We start from the raw sequence: 21124 nt of genomic DNA on the forward strand, positions 1-21124 counted from the left end.
CGGACGAGGCGCGGGCAATGCCCCCACGCGCACCTGTCCCCGTCCACGCGGCCGCCCGCGCTTCGGGCGAACGACGGTCTCCACGGCAGTCTCGAGCTGCGCGTCTATCTCCCGCTCAATGCGCTCGAGGTCAACGTGAATCCGGATGAAGGGACCAGCGGTGCCTTCCCCCCTGGCAAGGCGCTGCGCGAGCGAATAGGCCTCCCAAAACGGCAGTCCCAAGCGCTGCGCGAGCTCGGCGCACAGTAGCAGACGCGGGAGTAGCGTGACAGGAATCCGACGCTCAAGGCCCTGGCGGCCTCTAGGAAGCTCCGAGGCCCGAATCCGCGTGATCATATTCTGAAACGCGTTCCGCTCGAGGCCAAGGATCGCCGCGGCAGTGGCAGTCGTCACCGCTCTCAATTAAATATCCTCGCACTGGAGAATATTTAAGGTATTGAGCTAACGCCATATCCGACAGTGCAGTATGTACATCATGTCGACCGATGCATCACTACGCACTCGCGTTTCACCCAGGAAAAACGCACCTCGATCATGGACCGGCCTGCAGAATCGCAAATATATTAATCTCAACATGAAGTTTAATATATAAGTCGTTCTTTGACAGCAGTTTACCGATCTACGCCAGTGATAAACCCACTGCGCGCTGAGCCGCTTCGAGTTGCTCGCGAACAGCCTGCAATCCGGTCCCTCCTGGCAGCTCTCGGTGCGAAAGCGAAGTCTCTGGTCGCAGCTCCTGAAGGACATCCTCAGTGAATGCCGAGTTGGCAGTCGCGAAGCTGCTGAAGGGCAACGCGGACATCTCGATACCCTTCTCCTCTGCCTCGCGCACCAGTCGACCGACGGCGCCGTGCGCGTCACGGAATGTCACCCGCTTTCGGACCAGGTAGTCGGCAAGGTCAGTCGCCATCATCGAACTGGTGACGGCCGCGCGCATCCTCGCCCGATCGAAGGTGAGCGTCGCGATCGAGCCGGCTACCGCGGGGAGGAGCAGCGAGATCCCGTCGACCGCATCGAACAGGGACCGCTTGTCCTCCTGCAGGTCCTTGTTGTAGCCGCTCGGAAGTCCCTTGAGGGTCGCGAGCAGTGCGGTGAGGTCGCCCAGCATCCGCGCGCCGGACCCACGGGCGAGCTCGAGCGCATCCGGATTCCGCTTCTGCGGCATCATGGAAGAGCCCGTCGAGAAGGCGTCGCCGAAACGAACGAACCCGAACTCGCTCGACCCAAACAGGATGAGGTCCTCACCGATTCGCGAGAGGTGCGTGCCGAGGACCGTGATCGCGTAGAGCATGTCCGCGATGAAGTCCCGGTCACCCACGGCATCAATCGAGTTGCGCGAGAGGGACACGAACCCTAGCGCGGCGCGGATCTCGTCACGGGGGACGGGGAAGGCGGACCCGGCGATGGCCCCGCTGCCGAGTGGCAGGACATTGGCCGCCGCGCGCGCCGCCCGGAGGCGCGCTAGATCACGTTCGAGCGGCCAGAAGTGCGAGAGGAGCCAGTGGGCGACCGACACGGGCTGCGCGCGCTGCAAGTGCGTGTAGGCCGGCATGATCGCCTCGACCTGTGACGCGGCCTGCGTGAGGATCGCCTCCTGCAGGTCACGCACGAGGAGGGCGACGCGATCGCAGGCATCGCGGGTCCACAGCCGGGTCCCGGTGGCCACCTGGTCATTGCGGCTGCGACCGGTGTGCAGGCGACCAGCGGGCTCGCCGGCCTCGAGGTGCAGGAGTCGATCGACGAACGTATGCACGTCCTCGTCCGACGCGATGGGGGCCTCGCCGCCGCGGATGCGCTCCGCCACGCGATCGAGACCGTCCCGGATGGCCGTCGCATCGGTCGCCGTGAGCACCCCGGCGGTGACGAGCCCCTGCGCCCACGCCTTGGACAGTGCGATGTCGAATGGCCAAAGCCGCAGATCCGTTGTGATGGAGCGATTGACGGCCTCGAGCTCAGGGGCGGGCCCGCCGGCGAACCGGCCGCCCCAGAGCTTGTGTTCTGTTCCACTCACGTTCAGTCCCTCGAAAGAGTCGGCTGGCAGGCCGGACGTCGGATCACGTCGCGGCTGCGGTTGAATGCAAGTCGCATAAGTATGCGAATGATGGTCGTGCGATCAGCTGCCGCGCCGGCCCAAGCCCGCGAGACGGCGCGCCACACGCTCCCGTGCCTGCTCGCTGCGGCAGATCATCAGGATCGTGTCGTCCCCGGCGATCGTACCGAGGAGGTCGGTGTTGGGCTCGCGGTCCAGGGCGTGCGCGACGGTCTGCGCGCCCCCGCTGACGGTCTTGAGCACGATGAGGTGGCCGACCCCGTCGAGACGCACGAACAGCTGCGGCAGGATCGCGGCCAGCGGCGCGCGCGCGCCCTCCTCCCCGCCACCCTCGCCGCTGACCACGTAACGCAGGCCGTGCCCGGTCGGCACGCGCGCGATGCGCAGGTCACGCAGGTCGCGCGAGAGCGTGGACTGCGTCACGTCCCACCCCTTCTTGAGGAGCAGCTGCCGCAGCTCCTCCTGGCTCCCGATCTCACGGGTGCCGATCAGTTCGAGGATGGCATGCTGGCGGTCGCGTTTACTGGCCGTCACGAGAGTTCTCCGGTTGCCGCAGTCTACCACGCACCGGCGCGCGAGGTAAGGAAACAGTTGACAGCGATCGACGGCATTAGTATGCATTAAAGGTGCATAAGATTCCAGTCGGCGTGCTCGGCGCCTCCGGATACGCGGGGCGCGAGCTCTGTGGTCTCATCCAGCGCCACCCCGCGCTCACGCTCGCGTATGCGACCGCCAACTCGCAGCGCGGCGAGACCGCGCAGCTGCCGCTTGGCGGGTCCGTCACCTTCCAAGCCACCGACGAGGTCCGCCTCGCGGACGCCCGACTGCTCTTCTCTGCGCTCCCCCACGGCGCCAGCGCCGAGTGGGTCGCGCGCGCGCGCGCGGCGGGCGTGAAGGTCGTCGACCTCTCCGCTGACCTCCGCATCGGCAACGGCGCGAGCGCAGGAATCCCGTATGGACTCACGGAGTTGCGCCGCGACCAGGTGCGCGACGCCGAATGCGTCGCCAACCCGGGCTGCTATCCGACGTCGGCGCTCCTGGCGCTCCTGCCGCTGCTGGAGCAGGGATTGGTCGCGCCAGGCGCGACGATCGACATCGCCGCGGCGAGCGGCGTGAGCGGCGCCGGCCTCTCGCCGCGTCTCGACCTGCTGTTCGGTGAGGTGACCGAGAACTACCGGGCCTACGGCGTCGGCAACACGCACCGGCACCTGAACGAGATGCGCGCGCTCGCCGGGGAGCTCGGCGCCGACGTCGATCTGCTCTTCACACCGCATCTGCTGCCGATCGCGCGCGGCATCCTGTCGACGATCACCGTCCCGCTGAAGGCGCCACTGACCGACCTGCTGGCGCCGTGGCGCACCCGATACGCTGGCGAGCGGTTCATCGAGGTCATCGAGGACCTTCCCGAGCTCCGCCACGTCACGCATCGCAACGTCGTGCGCTTGACCGCCCGCCCCGTCGCGGGCGTGCGAACGCCGACCATCCAGGTGTTCAGTGCGATCGACAACCTGATGAAGGGCGCGGCGGGTCAGGCGCTGCAGAACGCGAACCTGATGCTCGGTCTCGACGAGGCGACGGGATTGCCGTCATGACCGGACAACGCCGACGCTCCGACGCGCACTCCCCGATCCTGCATCCGCGGGCCGATCGCTCGCCCCACGTGGCGACGCATGTCGGTGCGGGCGTGGTCATCCGCGTCGTGAAGATCGGAGGCCGAGCCCAGGGGGATCCGGTCCTTCCGGAGCGACTGCGCGACGCCGCCGGGGCGCGGGGCACGCGACTCGTCATCGTGCACGGCGGTGGCGATGAGGTGACCGCGCTGCAACGCCGCATGGGGGTGGAACCGCAGTTCGTGCATGGTCGGCGCGTCACGAGCGCGGCCGACCTCGATGCGGTCCGGATGATCCTCTCGGGGACGGTCAACAAGCGCCTCGTCGCGCAGCTCGCCACGACCGGACTCCGGAGCGTCGGGGTGAGCGGCGAGGATGGGGGCATGCTGACCGCGCGGGTCACCGACGCCACCTTCGGTCGCGTCGGCGGCGATGTGTTCGCCGACGCGACGCTCGTGGCGGATCTCCTGAACGGCGGCTGGGTGCCGGTGATCTCGCCGCTGGCGCGAGACCGGGAGTCGGCCGAGGGTGACGGACTCAACGTGAACGGCGACGATGCCGCCGCAGCGATCGCCGCCAGCCTCGGTGCCGACGAGCTGTTGTTCCTCGCCGATGTTCCGGGCGTCCTCGAGGACGGTGCGCTCCTCCGAACCCTCGACGCCGACGCGATCGACCGCCTCGTCGCGCGCGGCGTCGTGCAGGGCGGGATGCGCGCCAAGCTCGACGCCGCGACGACCGCGCTCCGCAACGGCGTCCGGCGGGTCCGCATCGCGAACATCGATGGTGTCACGGACTCCACCGTCGGGACCGCCGTGACGCTCCACCACACCACCAGCAAGGACCACGCATGACCGCCGCCGCCGACCCGATGACCGACGCCCTGCTGGGGCTCTACCGTCGCGCGCCGATGGAACTCGTGCGCGCCGATGGCGTGCGGCTCCACGACGCCGAGGGCCGGTCGTGGCTCGATTTCGCCGCGGGCATCGCTGTCAACGCACTCGGATACAACGATGCGGGCGTGAAGCAGGCGATGCACGAGGCGATCGAGACGGGACTCGTCCACACCTCGAACCTCTTCCGCACGAGCCCCGGCGAGCGCTTGGCGGAGAAGCTCGTCGCCGCCTCGTTCGCCGACCGGGTCTTCTTCTGCAACTCGGGCGCCGAGGCGAACGAGGGCGCGTTCAAGATGGCGCGGAAGTGGGGCAAGCTCGAAGGCGGGGTCGCGAAGCACGAGATCGTCTCCTTGCGGGGGGCTTTCCACGGGCGCCTCTTCGGGACCGTGGCGGCGACCGATCGGCCGCAGTATCGGAACCCATTCCGTCCGTTGGCCGGCGGCATCCACATCCATGAGCGCAACCTCACCGAGCTCTCCGCGGTCATCAGCGACGAGACGACCTGTGCTGTGATCCTCGAGCCGATCCAGGGCGAGGGCGGCGTGCGCGTGCTCGACACCGGCTTCGTGCGCGAGCTGCGCGCGCTCACGCGCGAGCGGAACGTCCTGCTCATCCTCGACGAGATCCAGTGCGGCTATGGACGTACCGGGACGTTCTTCGCGTATGAGCAGTTCGGCATCACGCCGGACCTGCTGACGCTCGCCAAGCCGATGGCGGCCGGACTGCCGATGGGCGCGGTGCTCGCCACACAGGCCGTCGGTGATGCGATGCAGCCCGGCGACCACGGCACGACGTTCGGCGGCGGACCGTTCGTGGCACACGTCGCGAACCACGTCTTCGACCGGCTCCACGATCCCAAGCTCCTCGCGCACGTCGTGAAGGAAGGGAAGTGGCTCGGCGACCAGCTGGCTCAGCTCCAGAAGCGGTCGACCAAGGTGCGCGCGGTGCGTGGACGCGGCTTCATGTGGGGACTCGACGTCACCGATCCCGCGAAGGACGTGGTGGGGCGGGCGTTGGAGCAGGGCCTCATCGTGGTCTCCGCGGGGGACCACACCGTGCGTCTTCTCCCACCGCTCGTGATGACGCGCGCCGATCTGAAGCTCGGCATCGAAATGCTCGAGGCCGCGCTAGGCTGATGCGATGGTGCTGGATGACGAAGCGCCCCGGCGGCCGATGGCCGCCGGGGCGCTTCGCGATCGGTGCGGACCGCGTACGTCCTACATCACCACGCGAGGCTTCGGCTTGGGGGTGATCAGCCCGGGGACCTTCGCCCGCTCGAGCAGCTGGTTGAATCGTTCCACATCGGTGGTCTCGAGCACCTCGACCTCGGCGCGCAGCGCACCCCACATCCGCTCGAGTTCGGCGAGCCGCTCGCGGATCTGTGCCGTCAGTCCCGGATTCCCCTCGACCTGGCCGAGCAGGAAGCCGAACTGGCCGTTGATCCCGTTGGCGTAGTTGATGATGTCCTGCCCATTGCCGGCCTTGGTGGTCATCCGCGGATCGAGCGACTCGGCCTTGGTCGTCAGCTTCCTCCCTTCAGCGGCGATGGAGTCCGCCAAGGGATCGGTGGCGGTGCGCGTCACGATGCCTGCGACCTGCGCGCGGACATCGCGCACCCGCAGCACGGCGTCGTGGATCTCCCCGATCCGCGCGACGAGCAGGTTGGCGATGGAATCGCGCTCCGCGATGACGGCAGCGGGGATGGGCTCGAGGCGCGGATCGTTCACCACGTCGAACGGCTGCGTCTGCGCGAACGCGCCCACGGTGAGGCGCACCTGATAGCGGCCGGGCAGCACCTTCGCCCCGCCGCCTGACGGCGCACCGAAGAGCTGCACGCCCTGCAACGTGGTCGGCGCCTCACGCCGCAGGTCCCACGTGAACGTGTTCAGGCCGCCGCGCGCGGCGAGACGCGCGGGACCGCTGCCCGACCGATTGGAATAGGTCCGCAGAACTACGCCTCGCATGTCGAGGAACTCGAGCGACACCTTGGTGGACGAATCCGGGGCCGCGGCGAGACGGAAGTGCACGGTCCCCCCGGTGGGGGGATTGCGACCCACGCGCGTGCCTCCGCCCCCACCACCGAAGCCTCCTCCGCCGGCGAGGAGGATCGCCCGGCGCGGGGCATACAGGTGTGCGGTCGCCCGGGCGACCTCGGCGCTGTGCTGCCGCAGCGGCGAGAGGTCGTCGAGGATCCAGAAGGCGCGCCCTTCGGTGGACGCGATCAGGTCGCCGTGCCGGACCTCGAGATCAGTCACCGGCGTCACAGGCATGCCGGTGAAGCGCTGCCACGTGGCGCCGTTGTCGACCGAGAAGTACGTGCCGTTCTCGGTGCCCGCGTAGAGGAGGCCGCGGCGTTCCGGGTCCTCCCGGACGACGCGGACCGGTTCACCGGCCTTCAGTCCGGCCACAAGCCTGGTCCAGGTGCGCCCGTAATCGGTGGATCGGAACAGGTACGGCTCCGGATCGCCGACGCGATCCTTCCGGAACGCCACCCACACCGTCGCCGGATCGAACGGTGACACTTCGATCTCGTTCACCAGACCGTCGCCTGCGACGGGTGGTGTGACGTTCGTCCAGGTCGCGCCCGCGTCGCGCGTGAGATGGACCAAGCCGTCGTCAGTCCCGACGTAGACGGTCCGCGCGTCGTGCGAGGATTCGTGGATCACGAAGATCGTGCCGTACACCTCGCCGCCGGCGCCCTCGTTCGTGATCGGACCGCCACCCCAACCCTGACGGGCAGGGTCGTCACGCGTGAGGTCGGGGGAGATGGGCTTCCACGTGGTGCCGCGGTCGGAGGAGCGGAAGAGGACGTTGCCGCCGTGATAGATCACGTTGGCATCATGCTCGGAGACCAGGATGGGCGCGGTCCAGTTGAAGCGGTAGCGCGTGCGATCGGTCGGCTCGGTGAGGTTCATCTCCGGCCAGGGCATGATGTCGCGGGTGAGCATCGTGCGCTGGTCGAGCTCGTCGATCAGGCCCTGGTAGCAGCCCCCGTAGACGAAGCGGGGATCCTTGGCGCTCACGCCGATGTTCGCGCTCTCGCACCCGGCGCCGTCCCACCAGTCGCGGATGCCGATGGAGCCCCCGGTCCCGCGGCTGCGGATCACCACCGACGAGTTGTCCTGCTGCCCGCTGTAGAGCTTGTACGGGAAGTCGTCATCGACCGTGACGTGGTAGAACTGCGCGGTCGGCTGGTTGTCCTGCGTACTCCAGCTGCGGCCCCCGTCGAGCGAGATGGAGGCGCCGCCGTCGTTGCCGTTGATCATCCGGCGGGCGTCGGTGGGGTCGATCCACAGCGCGTGATTGTCGCCGTGCATCGCCTGGACCGTCGTGAAGGTCGCGCCGCCGTCGATGGAGCGGACGATCGGGGCGTTCATCACCCACACGACATCGGCGTTGGCCGGGTCGGCGATGACGTTCATGTAGTACCAGGAGCGCGTCTGGATGAGTCGGTCGCTCGAGAGGAGGCGCCAGGTGCGACCCGCATCGTCCGACCGGTAGAGTCCGCCCTTCTCGGCTTCGACGATGGCGAAGACGCGATCCGGCTGGGCCGGTGACACCGCGACGCCGATCTTCCCCATGAGCGCGGGGAGTCCCTGCGTCAGGCGCGTCCAGGTGTCGCCGCCGTCGGTGGACTTCCACAGGCCGCTGCCCGCACCGCCGCTGCGCACGAACCAGGGCGTGCGTTGGTGATCCCAGAAGGCGGCGTAGAGGATGCGCGGGTTGCTCGGATCCATCGAGAGGTCGCTCGCGCCGCTCGTCGCGTTCATGCCCTTCAGCACGAGCGTCCAGGTGCCCCCACCATCGCGTGACCGATAGATGCCGCGCTCCGCGGTGCCCTTCCACCGATTGCCCTGTGCGGCGACGTAGACGACGTTCGGGTCCGTCGGATGCACGCGCACGGCCGAGATCTGCCGTGTGGCGGCCAGCCCGACGTTGGTCCAGGTGCGCCCCTGATCGGTGCTCTTGTAGACCCCGTCGCCGTAGGGGGACGACTGGCCGCGGATCGCGTGCTCGCCGCTGCCGACGTAGAGCACGTTGGGATCGGATGGCGCAACGGCGATCGCGCCGATGGAACTCGAGGTGAACTGGCCGTCGGAGATGTTGCGCCAGTTGATGCCGGCGTCGTCGGTGCGCCAGAGGCCGCCGCCGGTGTAGCCGGCGAAGTAGGTCAGCGGCTGGCCCGCGATGCCGGTCACGGCGACGCTCCGCCCCCCGCGCGACGGGCCGATGTTGCGCCAGCCGAGTCCGGCGACCTCGCGCCAAGCGGAGTCGGGACGCGCCGCGACCGGCGTGGCGGCGGTGGAGCGGGCCTGCGCGGAAACGAGCGCGGGTCCGACGAGCAGGAGCAGGGCAGGGAGAGCGCGGCGCATGCGATGGGGGTTGGGGAGGGAACCCGCACGTTGTCCCGTGCCCGCGAGCGCGTCAAGCCGTCGAAGGGAGGCCCATGCGCGCGGCGAGTCGGCCGTCCCTCTGGTGGGATCACCGAATCATCGGCAACGTTCGACCGTCGCCCACCGTTATCCCGACCAATGATGCCCCGTCCATCGCTCCTCGCGCGTCTGCTGCCGACGCTGGTCCTCCTCGGGGCGTGCAGCGCCGGCGCCCAGTCGCGACCGACCACGTCCCCGTCGTCCGGGAAGCCGAGCCTCGTGGTCTTCATCACCGTCGACCAGCTCGGGAGCGACTATCTCGAGCGCTACGGTGCCAACTTCACGGGCGGGCTCGCACGATTGCGCGATCAGGGCGCGACCTGGATGCGTGGCCGACACGACCATGCGATCGCCGAGACGGCGCCGGGGCATGCCACCACGATGTCTGGCCGCTTCCCAGTGCACACCGGGATCGCGAGCAACTCGCAGGGCGTGAACACCTCGGCATCGCCGCTCATCGCGAGCGACGACGTGGGCGCGTCACCGTTCCGTTTCCTCGGCACGACTCTCTACGACTGGATGGCGGCGGCGGATGCGCGGACTCGCGTCCTCTCGGTCTCGCGCAAGGATCGCGGGGCGATCCTGCCCATCGGGCGCGCGAAGGTCGACGTCTACTGGTATGCGATGCCGGGGCTGTTCACGACGTCGCGCTACTACCGCGACACGTTGCCGAGCTGGGTGCGCGCCTTCAACGCGCGCCGCCTGCCACGCAGTTACGCGGGACGGGCGTGGGAGCCGCTCCTGCCTGCGGACCGCTATGCTGAGCCGGACACGAATCCGCTTGAGGGCAATGGGCGCGACTACGTCTTCCCGCACACCGTCACGACCGACACGGCCGCCGTGGGCGGCGCCATCCGGGACTATCCGTGGATGGACTCGCTGACCATCGCCTTCGCGCTCGAGGGGCAGCGCGCGCTCGGACTCGGCATGGAGGCTGGGCGGACCGACCTGCTCGCCGTCTCGCTGTCGACGACGGATGCGGTGGGGCACCGGTACGGTCCCGATTCGAAGGAGATCCACGATCAGCTGCTCCGGCTCGACCGCTACCTCGGGCACTTCCTCGACGAGCTCGAGGGTCGCGTCGGGCGCGGGCGCATCGTCGTCGCGCTCACCGCCGACCACGGCATCTCGCCCTTTCCCGAGTGGCGTTCCGCGTACTACGCCAACCATGATGCGCAGCGCGTGGACGTGCGGCCGGCGTGGCGCGCCGCGTATGCGGCGATGCGCGCGGCCGGGGTCGACACGGCGGCCGCGCACGATGACGACGGGTTCCGCGTGCGTGACCTTGACGCCTTCCGGCGCCGCAACGTGGATCCGGACGACATCGCGGCCGTCTGGGTGCAGGCGCTCCGGCCGCTCAACGGTGTGTTGCGCGCTGATCTGGTGCGCGATCTGGCCGCGGCGGACACCGCGCGCGACGACATCGCCCGCCGCTGGCTCCACATGCTCCCCGCGGACGGTCCGGTGCGGGCGGTCCTCACGCTCGAGCCGTTCGCGTACTGGCAAACGGTGACCTATGCGACGCATGGACTGCCGCATGACCATGACACCCAGGTCCCGATCATCTTCTGGGGGCCTGGCGTGGCGCGTGGCATCCGCGGGACCGCGGCGCGCGTGGTGGACATGGCGCCCACGCTGGCCGCGCTGCTCGGCGTGACGCCGCTCGAGCCACTCGATGGGCGCGTCCTGCCCCTCCGTCCCTGATCCCCGTTCCGGAGCGTCGATGCCAAGGTCCGTGACTCCGCTGGAACATCGTGCGTTCGGCCGCGGCGGCGCCGTCGGCATCCTCGGTCTTGGCACGCGCCGACTCGCCGAGGCGGGGCAGCAGGGGGCGATCAAGCTCGTGCGCGAGGCGATCGACGGTGGCGTGACGCTGCTCGAGATCGCGCCCGAGTACGGCGACGGCCGCACCGAGCGCTGGATCGGACTCGCCCTCCGCGACGGCTATCGCGAGCGCGTGCAGCTGCTGTGGCAGTGTTGTGCCCATCTGCGCGACTACAAGACCGCGATGCTCCAGTTCGAGGCGACGCTCGGGCACCTCAAGACCGACCATGTGGAGTTCTGGTCCTTCCACGAGGTGATCTACGACAACGACCCGGACTGGATCTACGACCACGGCGGGCTCGATGCGGCGCAGGAGGCGCGGGACCAGCGGCGGGTGCGGTGGATCGGGTTCCATGGCGAGAAGTCGCCGCACATCGCGCTCAAGCTGCTCGCGCGCGGGTTCGCGTGGGACGTGGCGCTGATGCCGCTCAATCCGTTCGATGCGACCTTCCGCTCCTTCGAGAAGCAGGTGCTGCCGGAGATCATCAGGCGCGGCGGCACCGTGATCGGCACCAAGCCGATGGCCGGCGGCGCGATCCCGGCGAACAAGGTGATCAAGCCCGAGGACGCGCTCCGCTACGCGTGGTCGCTTCCGGTGGCGTCGGTGCTGGTCGGCTGCGATTCGAGCGCCGTCCTCAAGCGGACGCTCAAGTCCGCCGCGGGGTTCAAGGCGTTCCACGCCGGTGAGATGGATGCCCTGCGGCAGAAGGCGCGCCCCACCGCGGGCGATGGACGCTACGAACGCTACAAGACGACGCAGGAGTTCGACGGCGCCGCCGGGAAGGCGGCGCACGGGTTCGGATGACGGTCGCCGCACGGCGGACGCATGATGACGCTCTCTCACTCGTGGATCTCGTGACTCGACTCGGCACGGCAGTCCTGACGCTGGCGGTGCTCGCCGCGTCCCTCGAGCTTCCCCTCTCGAGGCCCCTCGGCGCGCAGCAGCTCACCGGGTACACACCGCAGCGCGCGGCGGCCCAGCGCACCGCCGAGCAGGCGGCGATCGCGCGCGCGGACTCGGTACGGATCGGTGCGCTCGCACGCGCACTCGCCGACCGTCCGCACATCGCCGGCACCGCGGCACAGGCCCGGACGCGCGATCTCGTGATCGAGGCACTCGAGGCCGCCGGGATCGCCACCGAGGTGCGCGAGTATCGCGTCTGGTTGCCGCACACGGTGGAGTACGGGGTCTGGCGCGTGAGCCCGGACGCGAAGGAGCTCGACCTGCGCGAGGGGCGCATCGCCGAGGACCCCACGACGCTCGCGCACGACGAGTATCCGACCGTGAACGGCTATAGCGGTACCGGCGACGTGACCGGCGAGGTGGTCTATGTGAACTACGGGCTCGTCGAGGACTATGCACTGCTGGACTCGCTCGGCGTGTCGGTGCGCGGCAAGATCGCGATCGCGCGCTACGGCCGGAGCTTCCGCGGCATCAAGGCGCGCGAAGCCGAGAAGCACGGGGCGCTCGCGCTGCTCATGTACAGCGATCCGGCGGATGACGGGTACGTGCAGGGTGACGTCTATCCCGAGGGCCCCTTCCGCAACGATCGCGGCGTGCAACGCGGCAGCGTGATGAATGGCGCGGGGGACCCGTCGACGCCGGGATACCCGTCGCTCGCGAACGCGCCACGGATCCCCGAGGCGCAGATGCCGGTGCCCCGCATCCCGGTGCTGCCGCTCTCCTACGGCAACGCCGTCGAGCTGCTGAAGGGGGTGCGCGGGGCGCCCATCCCGCGTGGCTGGCAGGGCGGGCTCGCGTTCCGCTACCACGTGGGGCCCGGCCCCGTGCGCGCGCGCGTCAAGGTCTGGAGCGACTCGGCGACCGCGGCGTACAAGCCGATCTGGAACACCTTCGGCGTGATCCGCGGGACCGACTTCCCGGACGAGGTGATCATCATCGGCGGGCATCGTGACGCCTGGAGCCCGGGTGCGGTGGACAACGTCTCGGGCACGGTGAGCGTGGTCGAGGCCGCGCGCGCGATCGCCGAGCAGATGAAGAGCGGATGGCGTCCGCGGCGGACCCTCCTGTTCGCGACGTGGGATGCGGAGGAGTGGGGCCTCGTCGGGTCGACGGAGTACGTCGAGGACGATTCGCTCCGCCTGATGAGGGGCGGCGTCGCGTACCTGAACCAGGACGTGAGCGCGAGCGGTCCGAGCTTCGGCGGCGGCGGCTCTCCCACACTGCGCGAGGTGCTGCGGGACATCGCGCGAGTGGTGCCCGATCCGAGCGGCGCAGGGTCCGTCTATGATGTGTGGCGGACACGCGCCGGCGTGCGCGCGGGTGAGGAGCCGGCGATGGGGGACCCGGGTGGTGGCTCCGACTTCGCCGGGTTCTACAACCATCTCGGCATCCCGCATTCCGACTGGGGCTTCGGCGGTGGGAACGGGATCTATCACTCGAACTACGACTCGTACACGTTCATGGAGCGCTTCGGCGATCCGGGCTATCGCTATCACGCGACCGCCGCGCGCATCGGCACGGCGATGCTCATGCGCCTCGCGAATGCCGACGTGCTCCCGTACGACCACGTGGAGTTCGCCCGCACGATGCGCCGCTACCTCGCGCCGATCGACGGCAACCTCAAGGCGAAGGGGTGGCCCGGCTCGAGCGCATCGCTCGCCGCGGCGATCGACCGCATGGAACGAGCGGCGCAGGCGTTCGCGACGGCGCGCGATGCGGCGCTCGTGGCAGGGCTCCCCGCGGCGCGTCAGCAGGCGACGAACGCCGCGCTGCTCAAGGTCGAGCGCGCACTGATCCGGCCGGAGGGCTTGCGTTCTCGCCCGTGGTATAGGAATCTCATATACGTGGCGGACGTCGATAACGGGTACGGCACCATGGTGTTCCCGTCGGTCAACGAGGCCATCCGGTTCGGCGACGCCGCGCTCTTCGAGCGGGAACTCACCGATCTGGTGCAACGGTTCGATGCCGCCACCGCGGCGCTCGAGCTCGCGCGCACCGAAGTCCAGAAGCGCTAGTTCGACCTCCGTCGCCACGACACATCGGCGGGCGGCGGGCGGGGGTGGTTCCGGGACCACTCCCGCGGTCGAGGGGGCATCGCACGGCGAGAGCCGACGATGCCCCCTCGCGTATATTCCCCCGATGCCGCTCACGAGCGACGAACTCCAGCGCTACGCGCGCCATCTCGTCCTGCCGCACGTCGGCGAATCCGGCCAGGAGCGGCTCCGCGCTTCGTCGGCGCTGATCATCGGGCTCGGGGGACTCGGCTCTCCTGCCGCGCTCTACCTTGCGGCGGCGGGCATCGGACGGCTCGGCGTGCTCGACCACGACACCGTCGCCGTGCACAATCTCCAGCGCCAAGTGCTGCACGACACCGCCGCGATCGGGCGTCCGAAGACCGAGTCAGCGCGCGCGCGCCTCGAGGCCCTCGATCCCTCGGTGCGGCTCGACACCTGGCAGACGGCGCTCACCCGCGACAACGCCCGCGGGATCATCGGCGACTATGACGTGATCCTCGATGGCACCGACACCTTCGCGACGCGGTATCTCGTGAACGATGCCTGCATGCTCGAGCGGAAGCCGTATGTGCATGCGAGCGTCCATCGGTTCGAGGGGCAGCTCGCGGTCTTCGGCGCGCCGGACGGCCCCTGCTACCGTTGCGTGCACCCCGAGCCACCACCGGCCGGGAGCGTGCCGAGTTGTGCGGAGGGCGGGGTGCTCGGCGTCCTGCCCGGGCTGCTCGGGACGATGCAGGCGACCGAGGCGCTCAAGCTGCTGCTCGGCATAGGCACGCCGATGATCGGGCGCCTGCTCGTCGTCGATGCGCTCGCCATGCGCTTCCACGAGGTGGGGATCGATCGCGATCCCGCGTGCGCGTGGTGCGCCACGCGCTCGGCGACCGCGCTGCTCGATGACTATGCGGCCTTCTGCAGGGAGGGTGGCGGCGCGACCGCCCCCCTGTCGGAGGACGCGCCGAGCACGCTGACGCCGCGCGACCTCGCGATGCGGCTCGCGCGCGGGGACCGCATGCGCGTGATCGACGTGCGCGAGGACTGGGAGGTGCGGACGGCCGCGCTCGACGTGGCCGAGCCGATCGTGATGAGCAGCATCCCGGCTCGGATCGCCGACCTGCCACGCGACGCCACCTTCGTGATCCTGTGCCACCACGGGATGCGGAGCGCGATGGTCGCCGACTATCTGCGGTCCGCCGGTTTCCCGCGCGTGATGAACCTCGAGGGTGGCATCGATCGCTGGAGCGTCGAGGTCGATCCGAGCGTGCCGCGGTACTGACATGAACGGCCTCGTCTGGGCGCTCGTGGTCGCGGCCGCGGTGTGGGCCCAGCGCTGGTGGCGCGCGCGTGCGCGCGAACGGAGGTTCGCCTCGCGCTTCACCTTCGGGAACGATGGCATCATCGCCGGCGCGGAGCCGCGGATGTACGCCGCGCCGACGGGTCGCGCGATCCTCTTGATCCACGGCTACAACGACTCGCCGGCCTCGCTGGATCCGCTCGCGCGACGCCTGCACGCCGCCGGCTGGTCCGTGCGACTGCCGCTCCTGCCCGGGCACGGCCGCGCGCTGAGCGCCTTCGATGCCTGGACGGCCGAGCAGGTGCTGGCGCAGGCGCGTGACGAATACGCGACGTTGCGCGCGACGCACCGGACCGTGGTGGTGGGCGGGATCTCGATGGGCGGCGCGACCGCGACCTGGCTCGCCGCGGAGACGGACGCCGACGGGCTCGTGCTGTTCGCGCCGATGCTCTTCGTGCCGCAACAGATGCAGGTGGCGGTGAGCACGGCGCGGCTGTGGGCGCTCGTCACCAAGTACATCGCCGGCGGCGGGCGACGGTCGATCCACGATCCGGCCGCGCAGCAACGGATGATCGCCTATGGATGCTCGACTCGCCGTTCGCTCGAGGCGCTCGAGAAGGTCGCCAAGGGCACGACCGTCCGCCTCGGCTTCGTGCACGAACCCACGCTCGTGATCCAATCCGAGGAGGACAACCGGCTCCCCCACGCGCAGTCGCTGCATGCGATCGCGCGGCTCGGCGCGAAGGACCGCACCGTAGTGTGGACGCGTGGGGCCGGGCACGTGATCACCGTCGACTTCGGCTGGGAGGAGGTCGCGGCGCGGACGATCGCCTGGCTCAACGCGCGCTTCTGATCGCGCGCGTCTCGCCGGGGGAGAGGATCCAGAGCCGGTCATCCGGCAGCGCGGCAGCGGTCCAGCGCTCGCGCGTGCGGCGAGGCGGCTCGTCGACCGGTTCGTCCGTGAGCACGAACGTCCCCCAGTGCATCGCCACCATCGTGGTCGGAACGGCGGGATGCGCGGCGGTGAGTGCCGTGAAGGCCTCGAGCGCCTCGGCCGGATCGAGGTGCACCGGACGCATGAACCATCGCGGTTCGTAGGCGCCGACCGGCATGAGCACCAGATCGAGCGGACCGAGGTGCGCGCCGATCGCCGCGAACTCGGGATGCAGGCCGGTGTCGCCGACGAAATAGACCTGGCGGCCGTGCGCGCGAAGGGCCCATCCGCACCAGAGCGTGGAGTCGCGGTCGAACGGCGTGCGTCCGGAGAAGTGCGCCGCAGGGACGCAGTGCACCGTGGCGTCACCGATGGCAGCATGCTCCCACCAGTCGCGTTCGATGATGCGGCGCACGCCGCGCGCGCGCAGCCGCGTGCCCACGCCGAGCGGCGCGCACCAGACCGCGTCGGGATGCGCTCGCGCGAGGTGGCGGACCGTGCCGTCGTCGAGATGGTCGTAGTGGTCGTGCGACTGGAGCACGACGTCGATCGGAGGCAATGTCTCGAGGGGAATCCCCGGGGGATGTCGCCGACGCGGTCCCCAGAACGTGAGCGGCGAGGCGCGCTCGCCCCAGATCGGGTCGGTGAGGATGTTGAGCGGACCCACCTGCACGAGGAAGGTCGAGTGCCCGACGGCCGTCACGCGCACGGCGCCGTCATCGGCGCGCGGGTGTGCGTGGCCGGAGGGGACGAGTGACATCGGCGCGGAGGGCGGCGGCAGGGGGCCGCGTCGCAGGCGCTCGAGCGCCCATCGTGGCAGTCCGCCGAAGCCGGTGGGCTGCGAGCCGGGCCACGGGTTCCGGAAACCGCCTCCCGGTCGGTGGTGCGCCGGGCGCGCGGCGGTGCTGGCCGTGATAGATTCAGGGCTCACGCGACAGGACGAGGGCGAAGGCGATGGCGGACATCACGTGTCAGAAGTGCGGGCAGACGAAGGCGGGATTCGAGCGAGCGCCCTTCCCCGGCGCGATCGGGGCACGCGTCCTCGAGGGTACCTGCCCGGATTGCTGGCAGCAGTGGCTGAAGCAGCAGACGATGCTGATCAACCACTATGGATTGAACGTAATGGACCCGCAGGCCCGGCAGTTCCTCACGCGGAACATGGAAGCCTTCCTGTTCAAGGCGGGCGCGGTGGACGACGTCGACACGTCCAAGCAGGGGACGATCGCGCATTGAGCGGTCGCCGCGCGGATCGCGCGGCTTGACTTTAGTAGCATTGCGCGACTAATTGCGCGCACGATGCGCGACCGCCCCACCGCTCCCGTCGCGCGCGCCGGTCGTTCACCGGCCAGCGCTTCCCTCGACCTCGTCTGCTGCCGCGCGGACGGCCGTCAACTGGCCGTGCTGGTGCGCGACACGGCGCGCGGGACGCCGCCGACCCTCCCGTGGGCCGCCCTCGAGGCCGCCGCCGTGCTCGACACCGCCGCGGCGCGGTTCGCGCGCGAGCAGCTCGGGCGCGCGCCGAGCTGGATGGAGCAGGTGGCGGCGATCGGTGACGGACGCAAGCATCCCTCGGCCGCGTCGCTCTCGGTGGCCTTCGTCGCGGTCGTCCCGATGGGCACTCCGGCGCCGGAAGGCATGGGCTGGGTCGGCGTCGGCGCCCTCCCCGCCCTCCCGGCGCGGCAGGTCGCGATGGTGTCCACCGCCGTGGCCGCGCTGCGCGACCGGATGGACCTCGCGCCGATCGCGTTCCGCATGCTCCCCGCGGAGTTCACGCTGAGCGAGTTGCAGCTGGTCTACGAGCTCCTCCTCGGTCGCCGTCTGCACAAGGCGAGCTTCCGGCGTGCGCTGCAGGCGGCCTACCTCGTCGAGCCGACCGATGCGTGGCGGTCGGAGGGACGGGGGCGTCCCGCCCAGCTCTTCCGGTATGCGCCGCGGAAGCGGCGCGGCCTCCGCCGCTCGGTGCGCTTCGAGCTCCTCGGCTGATCGGGCGCCGCCAGCGCGACAGGACCGTGACACCATGCCCCCTTGCCGGGTACTGCTAATAGTTGCAATGTGTATCTAACGGCAAAAGGAGGGACGGTGCTGGCCTACCTCGACGCCCTGTTGGATGCGCTCTCCCTCCGCGATGCCGCGGCGGTGGACCGCCTGCTCGCCCATCCGCTCTCGCGGATCCTCCCGGAGGCCGCCCGCGATGAGGCGCGCCTGATCGGCCGCGGCGCCGGCGACGCGCTCGCCGCGCCATTGCGCGTGATGCAGCTGCGGCACCTCACCGCCGAACTGCTCCGCGAGTCGCCGGTCATCGCCGATCGCGCTGAGGATCATGCGGAGGCGCGTGCGACCGAGCGGAATCCCGACCCCGCACCTGCGCCGTCGCGCAGATCGAGGCGCACCGTACCCGCCCGTGCGCCGGCGCGCGCCGGTCGGCTCGTGCAGATGGAACTGCCGCTCTCGGCCTGAGCCGTCGGTCCGTCCCTATCGGGTGTTACCGACGGCCCACCGCCGCCAGCTCTCGTGGTCGAAGTGCCACCACTCGGCATCGTAGACGATGAACCCTTCCGCCTGCATCGCCCGCCGGAGCAGGGCGCGGAACCACCGCTGCTCCGACGTCCCGCCCGGATAGAACGGATACGCGCGCGGCGAGAACTCGTCGTAGCCGCTCACCATCGGTACGTCGCGGCCGGTGCGGAGATCGTAGAGCGACAGGTCGACCGCCGCGCCGCGATTGTGCCGCGATCCGTTCGCCGGATCCGCGACGAAGACCCGCTGCGAATCGGGCGTCGCATCCCAGAACATCCGCGTCACGTACCAGGGGCGGTACGCATCGTGGATGAGGAGACCGTACCCCTGTGAGGCGAGGGTGCGCTGCACGCGCGCGAGCGCTTCGGCGGCGGGCCGCTGCAGGCGCGCCTGCGCGCGCTCGTACATCACGGCGCCCATGAAGTTGTCCGTGGTCGCATAGCGGATGTCGAGCCGCATCCCAGGGTCGAGCGTGACGAGGTCAACGAGCTCGCCCGTCTCGCGTCCCGGCTGCGGCGGCGGTGCCGCGGCCAATGCCTCGCGCCGCAGGATCTCGATGGGGCGCTGCGGCGTGATGCGGAACGTCGAACCGTCCTCCGGTGCGATGGCGCGGCGCCGGAATCGCGTGTCGCCGATGCGGACCGCCGTGACGCGCGACGCGGAGCCATCGCCCCTGTCGCGTTCGAGACGCATCGTCCGGCCCGCATACGGGCCGGAGGTCGGGAAGCGCAGTCGGTCGCCGTCCACCACCTCGAGCGGACGGAACTGGAACCACCCGACGAGCGCGAACAGGCGTCCGTCACGCTCGAGCAGGTAGAGCACGTCGTCGTCCTCGCCGTACTCCCCGATGATCGCGCGCCACGCAGCCGGTGGTGGTGCCGGTCGCCGCTCGGGTGTGCGGACGAAGGTGTCGCCCGCGAACGCGAGACGCGCGCGTCCACCATCCGTCGGCAGCAGACGCACCATCGCCCCGAACGCGAGTCGGCCGTCGGCGATGAGCGAGGTGTCGTCGATCGCACGCAGCAACAGCGGCGTACCGCCATGGAGGTCGTCGAGCCAGAGGTCGCCGAGTCGATCCTCGAGTTCGACGGTCCGCGTGCTGCCGCGATAGGTGCCCTCGAGCGCCCCGCGCCGCGGCGCATCGATGACGTGCGTGGCACGGGGGACTTCGACCGGCTCCCCGGCCCGTGCCGCACGCCACAACCGAAGTGCCTCGGAGGCGATGCGACCAGCGACGGCGTGGGCCCCGTCGAGCGAGAGCGTGACGGCTGCACCAAGTCGCTCATCGGGCAGCGCCTCGAGTTCGGCGCTGAACCCCGCCTGCGAGCCGCCGACGCGGATGCGCCGCGCCCCATCGAGCGAGTCGCGCACGAATCCGCGCGGCCCCATCCCGCCCGTCAGCACCATGCGGAGGAGTCGCGCGAGGTCGACCACTGACGCGGTGAGATCGGCGGTGGGGCCGAGGCCGCGCGCGGTCCCGGGCGCCGGGAAGGTCCGCCCGTCGAGGGTCCACATGGTGCCACGCGCGTGCCGCGCGGCGTTCGGATCGTCGCGCGCGCCGGTCATGCCGCGTGGCGCGAGCACCTCGCGCCGCAGTGCGTCGGTCAAGCGGGGCGAGAGGGCCGTCACACGGAACGGCGTGTCGGCGGTGACGCGTCGCGTGCTGTCCGCCGGATCGATCCGCCCGAATCCCTTCGCCCACACGACCCGCTCGCCATCGACGAGGGCGAGCGCGAGTCCGGGGATCCCGTGCTGCGCCATCTGCGCATCGACGAAGCGCGCGATGGCCGCGACGGCGAGCGTGTCGCGAGCTGGTGGCGGGACGGAGTCCTGCGCCGCTGCGACCAGCAGAGTGAGGGCGAACGTGACGAATGGCACGACGCGGGGCGAGGGATCGAGGACGTGCCCGCGGGCGCGGGCACGGAAACGCGGCTGCAGCCGCTCGTCGTGTTCTACGCCGCGAGCGCGGGTCGCGCAAGCGACGGCCTGAACGCAACGACGCTCCCGGCGCATGCGCCGGGAGCGTCGACTACGGGGGCAGTCGGAGGTCAGACCTTCGTGACGTTCGCTGCCTGCGGTCCCTTCTGGCCGTCGACGATCTCGAACTCGACCTTGTCGCCCTCGGCGAGGGACTTGAATCCCTGGGACTGGATCGCGCTGAAATGCACGAACACGTCGGGGCCACCTTCACGCTGGATGAAGCCGAACCCCTTCGCGTCGTTGAACCACTTCACGGTGCCATTGATGCGGGCCATCGATCTGGTGCTCCTGTTCCGGACGGACGGTAGAGGTTCAGGCGGCCCCGGCGATGTACCGGGCGGTGCGGCCGCAGCCGACGCACTTGAGCGTGACCTGCGACCTCGGCGGCGGTGGGGCGTGTCCCGGTTCCCGCTGGATCGAACCCGAGCAGGAGGGGCAGCTGAGCGGATCGCCGTTGCGATCGCTCACGATGAGGTGGAGGGCCTGCGCGGGATTGTACGTGTTCTGTCTCTGCTTCCGCATGCGGTCTCCGGCTGAGTCTGGTGGCGGCCTGTCATGATGGCCAAGCCGCACGGCAATGGAAGCAAATTAATCGGCAAAGCGCTAACGCACA

At 70.0% G+C, this 21124-nt stretch carries 18 protein-coding genes; 11 read left to right on the plus strand and 7 right to left on the minus strand.

The window, feature by feature from the left end; translation table 11 throughout:
* Nucleotides 1-619 precede the first annotated feature (619 nt).
* Nucleotides 620-2017 (minus strand): argininosuccinate lyase, encoded by a 1398-nt coding sequence (argH, locus tag IPJ78_05745; protein ID MBK7906053.1) that lies wholly within the window; start codon nt 2015-2017, stop codon nt 620-622.
* Between the two features lie 96 nt (nt 2018-2113).
* Nucleotides 2114-2584, minus strand: a complete 471-nt coding sequence (gene argR / locus IPJ78_05750; protein MBK7906054.1) for an arginine repressor — start codon at nt 2582-2584, stop codon at nt 2114-2116.
* A gap of 92 nt (nt 2585-2676) precedes the next feature.
* Here argR and IPJ78_05755 point away from each other — a divergent pair, with 92 nt between their 5' ends.
* The 3 genes from IPJ78_05755 to IPJ78_05765 are packed head-to-tail and all read left to right on the plus strand — an operon-like array spanning nt 2677 to nt 5689.
* Entirely contained in the window at nt 2677-3642 is a 966-nt protein-coding gene (locus tag IPJ78_05755; GenBank protein ID MBK7906055.1) for an N-acetyl-gamma-glutamyl-phosphate reductase, read from the plus strand.
* Entirely contained in the window at nt 3639-4511 is an 873-nt protein-coding gene (gene argB, locus IPJ78_05760; GenBank protein MBK7906056.1) for an acetylglutamate kinase, read from the plus strand. Before IPJ78_05755 ends, argB begins: the two co-directional genes overlap by 4 nt.
* On the plus strand, nt 4508-5689 hold the full coding sequence (locus IPJ78_05765) for an acetylornithine transaminase (GenBank protein MBK7906057.1): 1182 nt from the start codon (nt 4508-4510) through the stop codon (nt 5687-5689). The genes argB and IPJ78_05765 overlap by 4 nt, the downstream gene beginning before the upstream one ends.
* Before the next feature lie 81 nt (nt 5690-5770).
* Here IPJ78_05765 and IPJ78_05770 read toward each other — a convergent pair whose 3' ends face one another.
* On the minus strand, nt 5771-8926 hold the full coding sequence (locus IPJ78_05770; protein MBK7906058.1) for a glycosyl hydrolase: 3156 nt from the start codon (nt 8924-8926) through the stop codon (nt 5771-5773).
* A gap of 162 nt (nt 8927-9088) precedes the next feature.
* Here IPJ78_05770 and IPJ78_05775 point away from each other — a divergent pair, with 162 nt between their 5' ends.
* The 5 genes from IPJ78_05775 (at nt 9089) to IPJ78_05795 (ending at nt 15933) form a co-directional block, all read left to right on the plus strand.
* Nucleotides 9089-10690 carry an alkaline phosphatase family protein gene (locus IPJ78_05775; GenBank protein MBK7906059.1) on the plus strand — a complete coding sequence of 534 codons (1602 nt, stop codon included), beginning with the start codon at nt 9089-9091 and terminating at the stop codon, nt 10688-10690.
* A gap of 31 nt (nt 10691-10721) precedes the next feature.
* Nucleotides 10722-11615: an aldo/keto reductase gene (locus IPJ78_05780; GenBank protein ID MBK7906060.1), complete on the plus strand. Its 894-nt coding sequence runs from the start codon at nt 10722-10724 to the stop codon at nt 11613-11615.
* A 41-nt stretch (nt 11616-11656) separates the two neighbouring features.
* The gene (locus tag IPJ78_05785) at nt 11657-13789 is read left to right on the plus strand and encodes a M20/M25/M40 family metallo-hydrolase (GenBank protein ID MBK7906061.1); all 2133 of its coding nucleotides are present in this window, start codon (nt 11657-11659) and stop codon (nt 13787-13789) included.
* Nucleotides 13790-13913: 124 nt separating this feature from the next.
* Nucleotides 13914-15062, plus strand: a complete 1149-nt coding sequence (gene moeB / locus IPJ78_05790) for a molybdopterin-synthase adenylyltransferase MoeB (protein MBK7906062.1) — start codon at nt 13914-13916, stop codon at nt 15060-15062.
* Between the two features lies 1 nt (nt 15063).
* Nucleotides 15064-15933: an alpha/beta fold hydrolase gene (locus IPJ78_05795; GenBank protein ID MBK7906063.1), complete on the plus strand. Its 870-nt coding sequence runs from the start codon at nt 15064-15066 to the stop codon at nt 15931-15933.
* On the opposite strand, the gene IPJ78_05800 is transcribed toward IPJ78_05795, so the two are convergent.
* A complete protein-coding gene (locus IPJ78_05800; protein ID MBK7906064.1) occupies nt 15917-16774 on the minus strand; it encodes an MBL fold metallo-hydrolase in 858 nt (285 codons plus the stop codon). The genes IPJ78_05795 and IPJ78_05800 overlap by 17 nt on opposite strands.
* Before the next feature lie 194 nt (nt 16775-16968).
* Between IPJ78_05800 and IPJ78_05805 the strand changes: the two genes are divergently transcribed.
* The 3 genes from IPJ78_05805 to IPJ78_05815 all read left to right on the plus strand — a co-directional run bounded on the left by IPJ78_05805 (nt 16969) and on the right by IPJ78_05815 (nt 18471).
* Entirely contained in the window at nt 16969-17247 is a 279-nt protein-coding gene (locus IPJ78_05805; GenBank protein ID MBK7906065.1) for an oxidative damage protection protein, read from the plus strand.
* A 63-nt stretch (nt 17248-17310) separates the two neighbouring features.
* Complete coding sequence (locus IPJ78_05810) at nt 17311-17997, plus strand: hypothetical protein (protein MBK7906066.1); 687 nt, start codon at nt 17311-17313, stop codon at nt 17995-17997.
* 96 nt (nt 17998-18093) lie between these two features.
* Nucleotides 18094-18471: a hypothetical protein gene (locus IPJ78_05815; protein MBK7906067.1), complete on the plus strand. Its 378-nt coding sequence runs from the start codon at nt 18094-18096 to the stop codon at nt 18469-18471.
* 15 nt (nt 18472-18486) lie between these two features.
* On the opposite strand, the gene IPJ78_05820 is transcribed toward IPJ78_05815, so the two are convergent.
* The 3 genes from IPJ78_05820 to IPJ78_05830 form a co-directional block, all read right to left on the minus strand.
* Entirely contained in the window at nt 18487-20409 is a 1923-nt protein-coding gene (locus tag IPJ78_05820; protein MBK7906068.1) for a serine hydrolase, read from the minus strand.
* A 170-nt stretch (nt 20410-20579) separates the two neighbouring features.
* Nucleotides 20580-20786 carry a cold-shock protein gene (locus IPJ78_05825; GenBank protein MBK7906069.1) on the minus strand — a complete coding sequence of 69 codons (207 nt, stop codon included), beginning with the start codon at nt 20784-20786 and terminating at the stop codon, nt 20580-20582.
* A gap of 37 nt (nt 20787-20823) precedes the next feature.
* Entirely contained in the window at nt 20824-21033 is a 210-nt protein-coding gene (locus IPJ78_05830) for a hypothetical protein (GenBank protein MBK7906070.1), read from the minus strand.
* Nucleotides 21034-21124 lie beyond the last annotated feature (91 nt).

Source organism: Gemmatimonadota bacterium (genome assembly GCA_016714015.1).
Lineage (GTDB): Bacteria > Gemmatimonadota > Gemmatimonadetes > Gemmatimonadales > Gemmatimonadaceae > Pseudogemmatithrix.